Below are 8,825 nucleotides of genomic sequence, written 5' to 3' on the forward strand. Positions count from 1 at the left end.
GTCATTAGACTATAATATTACGCCGTCTTAGACTTAAAATTCGTTGTTGGAAAATTATTAGTTGAGAATTACTATTAGCAGATAATTCTTCGATATAAGAATGAGTGAAGAACAAATCAGGACTCATTTAAAGTTATTCATATGTTTCTTTGCACAAAAAAGGTTTTGAAACAAAATGAAAAATGGAAGTAGAAATTTGAGAGTAAATAACACCTATTACATTCCCGGATAGTCCTCATTCAGGCTTTCCTTGTACATACGTGCAAATTCCTCCTGTGTATACCTGGCTTTGTTATGCAAACCTGATTGTTTCAGGGCACTAACTTTATAACCCAAAGCCTCTTCATTTAATGGGTCTGCTAGAAATATTCGATCACAAAGCTTAATTATTAAATCAGGAGGACAGTTCTTTCCGGCATCTTCCATAAACTTAATGAAGGTATCAATTATTTCACTGGCAATAGCCCCTTTATAGCCATCCAACCAATCTTCTTCTAGATCCGGCAATAAACTACCACGATATACTAAGGCATACAATCTTTCAAATAAAGCTCCGTCATTAGCCACCTTACCAGATTGAATCAGGCTCATGCTTTCAGAGTAATCACAAAAAACATCAGACGATAAGCTGATTCGCCAACGCTCATGCTCATTTTCAATACTTATCCCATCAATCTGAGATAAAACCTGCCTTAGCTTACTCATTGTTACTCCCCTGTTATTGGCTGCATTCTTGCGTGAAAGTCCGGGCCAAACCATTTGATCAAGTGATTCTGAAGATATTCCCTTTGTACTCTTAATACTTTTGAGCAAAATAGCGATAAACAAGAGTTCAACTTTGGGGGCAAAAAAAGCTGTGATATCTTTTCCATCCCTGTCAAAAACCTGAAAGCCCCCAAAAAGGTGAATAGCATTTTGTTGAGGTAATTCAGGTTCTGATAGAACTATTAATGACTGCTTCGATTTTCTTTTCACTAACCTGAAAACATAAATCATTAAAAGCATTATACAAATAACAGCTCCCGTGGCGTACCATTTCCATTGATATTTTATTCTATCAATCAGAGATACGTTATTTAAATCATATACATCCTGATACAAGTTCCATATTTCTTCATCCCCTAATGGGCGGTTCCAGATAGCCAGATCATCAATTAAACCATTATAATAGTTGTGCTGCTTGATTGCCTTACCAACTCTGAGAGAAGTACGTCCCATAAATGAAGGATGGCCTTTAGATTGTGAATCAAGCCTCCCATTGACAAAAATGGACTGTTCGCCTGAATGCATACTGTAACGACAAACTAAATGATACCATCTGCCTTCTTGAATTAAAGATTTTCCATTTAAATCATTTGAAAAGAATCCAAAATAAGGCCTCTTATTTCTAAATTGTATATGAAGCCCTTTTCGGTAATAACTTTCTTCAGTACCCAGAATATTCAAATCTCGCAAAGCAAAACTATCCACTTTTACCCAACTACTTACTGTAAAATCATGGTTATAAACACCCAATTCAACAGATGTTGGCAGGTCTACATATTGTGAATCCTTTAATTGAATGACCTGACCTCGCTCATCATCATCTATAAACAAACCATTGGTATAAGTGCCGTTCCTTCGTGCTACACCACCATCTTTTAAGTTTTTATCAAATGCATAAAAAGCCTGTAAATCAGTATTTATTGGAATGGGTGTTGCAATAATATTTTGAACTGTATTGTCTTCAACCGCCTCCCCATTAATATGGTTGGGTACAAGGTGATAGCCTGACTTTTCAGCCCGAAGATCAAAATCTTCGCCGCCTAAATATGGAAACGAAAAAGAGCCACTTGTATTGGCGTTAACGCTTCCTTGCCACAAAACATTATTCAACAAGTTTCCATTCTGCGTTATGGTTCCTCTTACTGAGCGATGAACCAAAACATTATTTGCAACATGAATCACTTCATTCCTAAACTTATTGAATACTAAGAAGTTTGGCTTTTTACCTGTTTGTTTCCATAAATTTATTAAATGAGCAACAAGAAATGGATTTTCAACAACCTGGAAATTTTTAAATGGTATTTCTGCATCTAGCGTATCACTCGGTAAGTTATAACCATTAAAATAAAGAAATTCGTTTGTTGCGCGGCCATTCTTATAGTCACCATCAAAGGTTGGATTTATTTCAAAAGACTGGTAAGGTTCAACAGCATAATCCCATACATAGTGTAATCCGTTGTAATTGCTATTGTGTTGATGCATGGTGAACAAAACAATTTGTTTCCCGGAAGCAGTCATCAACCTTCGCCCTGGCCATTGCCCCTGCCCTTCTTCAATCCATATTTTTTGATAGATTCCCAATTCTCTGAACAAGGATACAATATTCTCTGAAGGAAAGGTATAATCTAAAAACAGTACTAAAAGTTGATCGGGGTTATCAGCAAGGTAATTGGAAATTGGTTTAAGTAATGTTTGGGCATTTATCAGGGTATCTAATGGAGTTCGTGCATAAATCCGGTTAGAATCAAGTTCGAACTTAAATCGAAATCCTCTTACACCTCGCGCTATAAGCTCCTCAATTGATCTAGTTTCTTTTTCCCATTTATTATCAAGATTAGTATAATTCGAAACAACATACAATTCTTCACTAAATGGGTAATAAGATTGCTTCTGCCTGGCAAATGTTAGCAAAACGAGCGTCGACAAAAGTATGCACAATAGTATTTTCTTATGAACCATGTTAGTATGAAAGCCTGTGACCCGAAAATAGACATTCTGTTTTGTTTTACAATGATGCTGACGTGTGTTCAATGCAAAAATTACACAAAATAAAACGCAGGACTAACATCAATCCTGCGTTTCATAGATGTTTCTTTAATATTGCTTAATCATCCAGAGTACTTAAATCTCCTTCATCTTCTCCTAAAGCACGCGCCTTAAGTACCCGACGCATTATTTTACCACTCCTTGTTTTTGGTAAAGCATCAGCAAAAATGACTTCTTCTGGTCGTGCAATTGGTCCCATCACTTTAGCAACATGATCCAATAACTCTTTGGCCAGTTCTTTAGAGCCTGTTATTCCGGCTTTCAAGATGATATAAATATGAATACCACTTCCCTTGAGTTCATGCGGCAAAGCAATAGCCGCAGCCTCAGCCACATCAGCATGGCTAACGGCTGCACTTTCAATTTCAGCGGTACCCAGGCGATATCCACTTACTTTAATCACATCATCACTTCGGCCAATTATCCAATAATAACCATCTTCATCTTTTCGAGCTGAATCCCCGGCATGATAATACTTTTGCTTTTCAAACTTTGTCCAATAGGTTTCTTTGTATCGATCATCATCCCCCATAATGGTGCGCGCCATTCCCGGCCATGGGTTTTTAATCACCAGAGCTCCAACATCATTAGCTTTTACATCATTACCCCCTTCATCAACCACACCAATTTCATGACCAAAGAAAGGTTTGGTAGCCGATCCAGGTTTCAATGGTGTTATCGGTAGAGGAGAAATAACAAAACCACCTGTTTCGGTTTGCCACCAGGTATCCATAATGGGACACTGTTTGTTACCCACTACTTCATGATACCATCGCCAAGCCTCAGGATTTATAGGCTCTCCCACCGAACCAAGTAAACGAAGTGAACTTATATCATGACGATTAACCCACGACTCACCATAACGCATCAAGCCACGAATAGCTGTTGGTGAAGTATATAATACTGTTATTCCATATTTATCAACCATGCGCCACCACCTGTCAGGGTATGGATGGTTCGGTGCGCCTTCATACATAAAGATAGTAGAACCATTAATCAACGGACCATATACCATGTAGCTATGCCCTGTAATCCATCCAGGATCAGCAGCACACCACCAGCGATCTTCGGGTTTAATATCAAATACCATCCGGTGAGTTGCAGAAGTATACACGCTGTAGCCACCATGCGTATGCACCAAGCCTTTAGGTTTACCAGTAGAACCAGATGTATATAGCAGGAATAGCATGTCCTCTGCATCCATTTCTTCTGTATCACACTTATGACTGGCTATTGGTAAAGCTTTTAGATCATGGTACCAATAATCGCGATCGTTTTCCATGTAAACTTCTTCGCCAGTACGTTTAACTGTGATACAAACCTCCATAGTGGGCGACAACTCCATCGCTTTATTAACAATATCTTTCAGTTTAGTGGCTTTACCCCGCCTGAATCCGCCATCTGCAGTGATCACTACACGGCTATTGGCAGCATTAATACGCTCAGCTAGTGCTTCGTGACTAAACCCACCATAGACCACACTATGTGCGGCTCCTATTTTTGCACATGCCAACATAGCAAAAATCTGTTCAGGTATCTGAGGCATGTATATGGTGACAATATCGCCTTTGTGAACACCCATTGCCTTAAGAATATTTGCAAATTCAGCAACTTCGCGGTTGAGAGCATGGTAAGAGTATGTCTTTAAATCGCCGGGCTCACCTTCCCAAATTAAGGCTAACTTATTGCGTGTAGCCGTTTTCAAGTGACGGTCAATAGCATTGTGAATGATATTGGTTTTAGCGCCCACAAACCATTTGTAAAAAGGATGTTTGGAGTCATCCAGTACTTTGTCCCAAGGGCGATACCATTCAAGCCTTTCGGCTTCTTTGGCCCAGAAAGCTTCACGGTCGTTTATTGAGTCCTGGTATGCAACATCATACGATTTAATGGTTGCATAATCCATCACTTCCTGCGAAGGATATACGAAGTCCTTTGAATTCATCATAAATCTTCAATTTATCTCTATGGTTAATAATGTGATTTTCACCAAGATATTACGATAGAATAATAATTTCAATACTTTCGCATCTTTTTATTTTTTAAAGTGCTTATCCTAATCCCCGATGCATTTTATATCTTGCACAACAACATGCAGTAAGTAGCAGTCCTAAATACCTTATCATGAAATCATTAATTACAGCTCTTGTATTAACAATCTCACTTCCATTAGCAGGACAAACCGACACTAATAGTAAATTTTATATGGAAGGTAGTTTGCGCCTGGCATTTGGCGATCAAACACGTTTGGGTATATCTCCCGCTGTTCATTATTCTCTTAGCCCGACAATTTCAATCGGAAGTGGGGTTATTGTTGAATCCTATACAAGTACTGTAAATGATACAAGGTCTTCAACCTGGATATACGGGCTAAATATTCTTGCCAATTATAATATTAAGCGGTTAACAGGCATTTTAAACGAACGAACTTCCTTATTCCTGCATTTCGAGCAGGAATTCCTGAACATCGAAAATCATCACTTTAATACAGATACCGGACGCAGTTGGACAGATGCTTCCTTTCTTGGTTTTAAGATTAAGCGCAAAATTGGTACTAAAGACCGGTTCGCGCTTAGCCTTATTGCAATATGGAATATGAATCAAAACGAAATAACCGATTTACTCTATAACAATCCTATAATCAAACTTGGTTTTCAGTTTTGACTATTATCAGGCTTGCTAAATGTAATACCCAAGAATGCTTAGTCAGGTGTTTCATCATTCACAACGATGGCTGCCTTCTGTTGTTTTCCATCCATCAATATTGTTAATGGATGTTCAAACTCAACATGACGGAAATATTCCGTTTCTTTGATTAATGTTTGTTCTTTCAGTTTATCCAGATTAACAAACTGTTCTTCACCATTATGATGTACACTAAAGTAACCTACATTCATTGACGTAACATTGTGGAAGAAATGTGACCCAAGAGAAGCATCCAATGGAAAATCAGGTAAGCCCATCTCGACAATTACTCTTGCATGTGAGATTTGTGACCAGAACACGGGGATGCCAGTAAAACGATCACGCGTTCCCCAACGGCCGGGACCAATTAACACATACTCTTTGCCTTGCTCTTCAAAGTATTTGTTGATTTCGGCCATTTCGGCTCCCATCTCGGCTGTTTTAGTACGGTCAAATACATCGATGTTCATATACACTACATCTTTGATATGCTTTAACTTGCCATTACCCATTCCTTTGATAGACTGCAGTACCATTTTGCTTTTATCCACCTCATTAAAATCAATATTGACATTGTTCTCTACTCGAATAAGTGGCTTGATCTGCAGCAAGTATAAGGTTGACAAATTGCGACGCCCCGGTTCCAAATCAACTGCAAACTCAATTTCGACAGGAGCCCCCATTGCTTCTTTAAAGAATCGTAGCAACATATCAAGGGTTCGCGAAAGTGGGATGTAATCGTACTTCAGAATATTTGAGAAATTAACAATGCGGGGGCCACGTTTGGAGAAGTCATTGACCATGCGATCATAGTTATAATCATAGACTGTTGCACAATGCTTCAGGTTGCCATCTTCTTCTGCCTCTTTGATGTTTAATTTAACAATGGCGGCATCTTCACCACCTTTCTCCAAACAGAAATCAGTTTTATCCAAATCCAGTGCATAGAAATAAGTCTGTGAATCTTTTATCTGATCGGGAATTGAATTAAGTTCCAACTTTGGATGCTTAGGACAGAAACGATAAGCTTTTTCTCCGCCTACTACATATTTACCCAATCCCACTGCCAGCACAGCAAAACCATCCTCGGGTTTCATATAGGAGAAAGGATAGTAGTTGTAAGATTGCGCTACCCCACTGATATTAGGATAGAAACGATCACCTACTTTACCACCAACTACTTCCTGAATGATAACGGCCATCTTCTCTTCCTCTATTTTGTAATTAACCGCATCAAAATAGGCTCTGGCAGGATCGCTGAACATAGAGGCATATACCAGTTTAACGGCAGTACACAACTGACGGAATCGTTCATTAACATCAGGGTGATTATTAGGTACCATAAAGGTGGCATATACACCGGCAAAAGGTTGCAACAAGCTATCTTCAAATAATCCAGATGAACGCACCGCCAGCGGCTGATCCATTACCTCAACATACTGCATCAGTTTTTCATTCACCTCATCACTCAGCTCAGACTTGAGGAACAACTCTTTAATTTCTTCATAATCCTTACGTACAAATGCCTGTGTATAAAGATTATTTTTCTCGATAAAGTGAGTAAACTCGCCAGCTCCAATAATGGTAGTTGCCGGAATGCGGATATTGATATCATCAATGATGTGATCGAAATTGATGTTTTCAATGAAATTACTCAGGAAAGCTACACCACGACCTTTACCACCAAATGACCCCTCACCAATACGCACGATATAACGACAACTTTTCACCATCGATTTATCGAACATGACTACTTTGCCACGTAATCGCTTCAGGCGAACATCTTCGAACACATCCAGTATGGCCTGGCGAAGTTTGGTTGAACTCTCAAAGTCTTCGATTCGATAAGGTCGTAATCGTTTGGCTATAGATATCTCACCACGGGCCATTAACCAGGTGGATATACCATTTCGCCGTGCATGATACAGCAACGATTCGGGCGTTACCTCTTCAATGCACTCCACAAATTCCTTCATATTACGGGCAACTGCCACTTTCGCTCCCCGTGTATTTTTAAACACAAAATTTCCGAAACCCAACTTCTGATGGATGAAGTTATAGATATCCAAAGACAGGCTATCTGAATTTTTATCGATAAAATCGGATTTGATGGCCTCGGCACGAACTGCATTTTCCGGGTCGGATGACTGCAAAAGAGTAGGTATGATGGTTTTGGACTTAACGTACTTAATCAGTTCCACTCCGGCATCTTCATCCTCTTTGCCATTGCGCGCGTACTTCACATCCGAAATCACACAAATAAGGTTATCGAGGTATTTGTCAACTATCTCAACAGCATCTTCATAGTTACTTACCAACAAAATTTTGGGTCGCACCCGCATCTTCATAATCTTATGCAACTGATCGCTCGATTCTTCCGTCAGTATGGCCTGTGTTTGCCGCATAATAATAGAATACAGCAATGGTAAGTAGCGCGTGTAATACTTTTGTGAGTCTTCAACCAGCAAAATAACACGAACATCACCAACACGCACATCCTTCTCAACATTCATCTTGTCTTCGACGTATTTAATCATGGCCAGGAACACACGTGAATCACCGTTCCACACAAATACCCGGTCAATATGCTCGATATTTCCACTGGCTTCGTCAAAGAATTTCAAATCGGCATTATTATTCACCATCAACAGAATGGGTACATCGGGGCTAACCTCTTTTAGGCGTGCACTCATCTGCAAAGGCAATTGCTTATCCAAGCCGGCCATCAGAATGATCATATCGAAGTCACGCTCCTGCATTAATTCTTCGGCCTCGGCACAAGTTGCCACGCTGGTAATACGCGGCGCGGTAAACAGATTTAACTGCAGATATTCACCAAAAATCTTATCGAAAAAGCGTCCTTCGCGCACAATGCTATAGGCATCGTAATGATTGGCAATGAGCAACACCTCACTTACCTTAAATGACATTAGTTCCTGGAAGATATCCCTGTCGCTGCGTTTACGGTTATATATATTGGATAGTGTTAATTCGTCGATTGGATTATTCATTTGACAGATTATAGACAATTAGAACTTAGATTACCAGACTCTTTAAACAAAGAAGAGCAAAATAAGTTAAAATTGTTTGGATGAGAATAAAAGAGAGGTGATTTTGGTCAGTGGAAGGGCTATGCTATACAACAGCGGGCATAAATCTTTTCCAAAGTTTAGAACTCTGGAAAAGATAAAAAAGGCGGTTGCACCATCAATTTGAGCAACCGCCTTTTTAAACTCCTTAATTTATATTTATAGAATTATTTTCTGCGTTATAGTTTCATTATCATATACAATAGATAAGAGGTAAAACCCTCTGGTAAGTTTTGAAGT

The 8,825-nt window shown here is 39.2% G+C and carries 5 protein-coding genes; 1 reads left to right on the forward strand and 4 read right to left on the reverse strand.

Features of this window, described 5'->3' with window-relative positions:
- Window positions 1–216: 216 nt before the first annotated feature.
- Together AC4MRQ_RS14310 and acs are read right to left on the reverse strand one after the other, a co-directional pair.
- Window positions 217–2,691: a LamG-like jellyroll fold domain-containing protein gene (locus tag AC4MRQ_RS14310; protein ID WP_491198369.1), complete on the reverse strand. Its 2,475-nt coding sequence runs from the start codon at window positions 2,689–2,691 to the stop codon at window positions 217–219.
- A gap of 178 nt (window positions 2,692–2,869) precedes the next feature.
- The gene (gene acs, locus AC4MRQ_RS14315) at window positions 2,870–4,759 is read right to left on the reverse strand and encodes an acetate--CoA ligase (protein WP_491198370.1); all 1,890 of its coding nucleotides are present in this window, start codon (window positions 4,757–4,759) and stop codon (window positions 2,870–2,872) included.
- 176 nt (window positions 4,760–4,935) lie between these two features.
- On the opposite strand from acs, the gene AC4MRQ_RS14320 reads away from it, so the two are divergent.
- A complete protein-coding gene (locus AC4MRQ_RS14320) occupies window positions 4,936–5,475 on the forward strand; it encodes a hypothetical protein (protein ID WP_491198371.1) in 540 nt (179 codons plus the stop codon).
- 38 nt (window positions 5,476–5,513) lie between these two features.
- On the opposite strand, the gene AC4MRQ_RS14325 is transcribed toward AC4MRQ_RS14320, so the two are convergent.
- The gene (locus AC4MRQ_RS14325) at window positions 5,514–8,507 is read right to left on the reverse strand and encodes a PEP/pyruvate-binding domain-containing protein (RefSeq protein WP_491198372.1); all 2,994 of its coding nucleotides are present in this window, start codon (window positions 8,505–8,507) and stop codon (window positions 5,514–5,516) included.
- Window positions 8,508–8,744: 237 nt separating this feature from the next.
- Window positions 8,745–8,825, reverse strand: an 81-nt coding sequence (locus tag AC4MRQ_RS14330) for a T9SS type A sorting domain-containing protein (RefSeq protein WP_491198373.1), incomplete at its 5' end; no start/stop codon positions are given.

It is taken from the genome of Carboxylicivirga sp. (assembly GCF_982718395.1).

What these genes read in the sequence shown, in the direction of transcription:
- AC4MRQ_RS14320 (WP_491198371.1), top strand. Translation starts at nt 4,936, where the DNA reads ATGAAATCATTAATTACAGCTCTTGTATTAACAATCTCACTTCCATTA.
- acs (WP_491198370.1), bottom strand. Translation starts at nt 4,759, where the DNA reads ATGATGAATTCAAAGGACTTCGTATATCCTTCGCAGGAAGTGATGGAT.
- AC4MRQ_RS14325 (WP_491198372.1), bottom strand. Translation starts at nt 8,507, where the DNA reads ATGAATAATCCAATCGACGAATTAACACTATCCAATATATATAACCGT.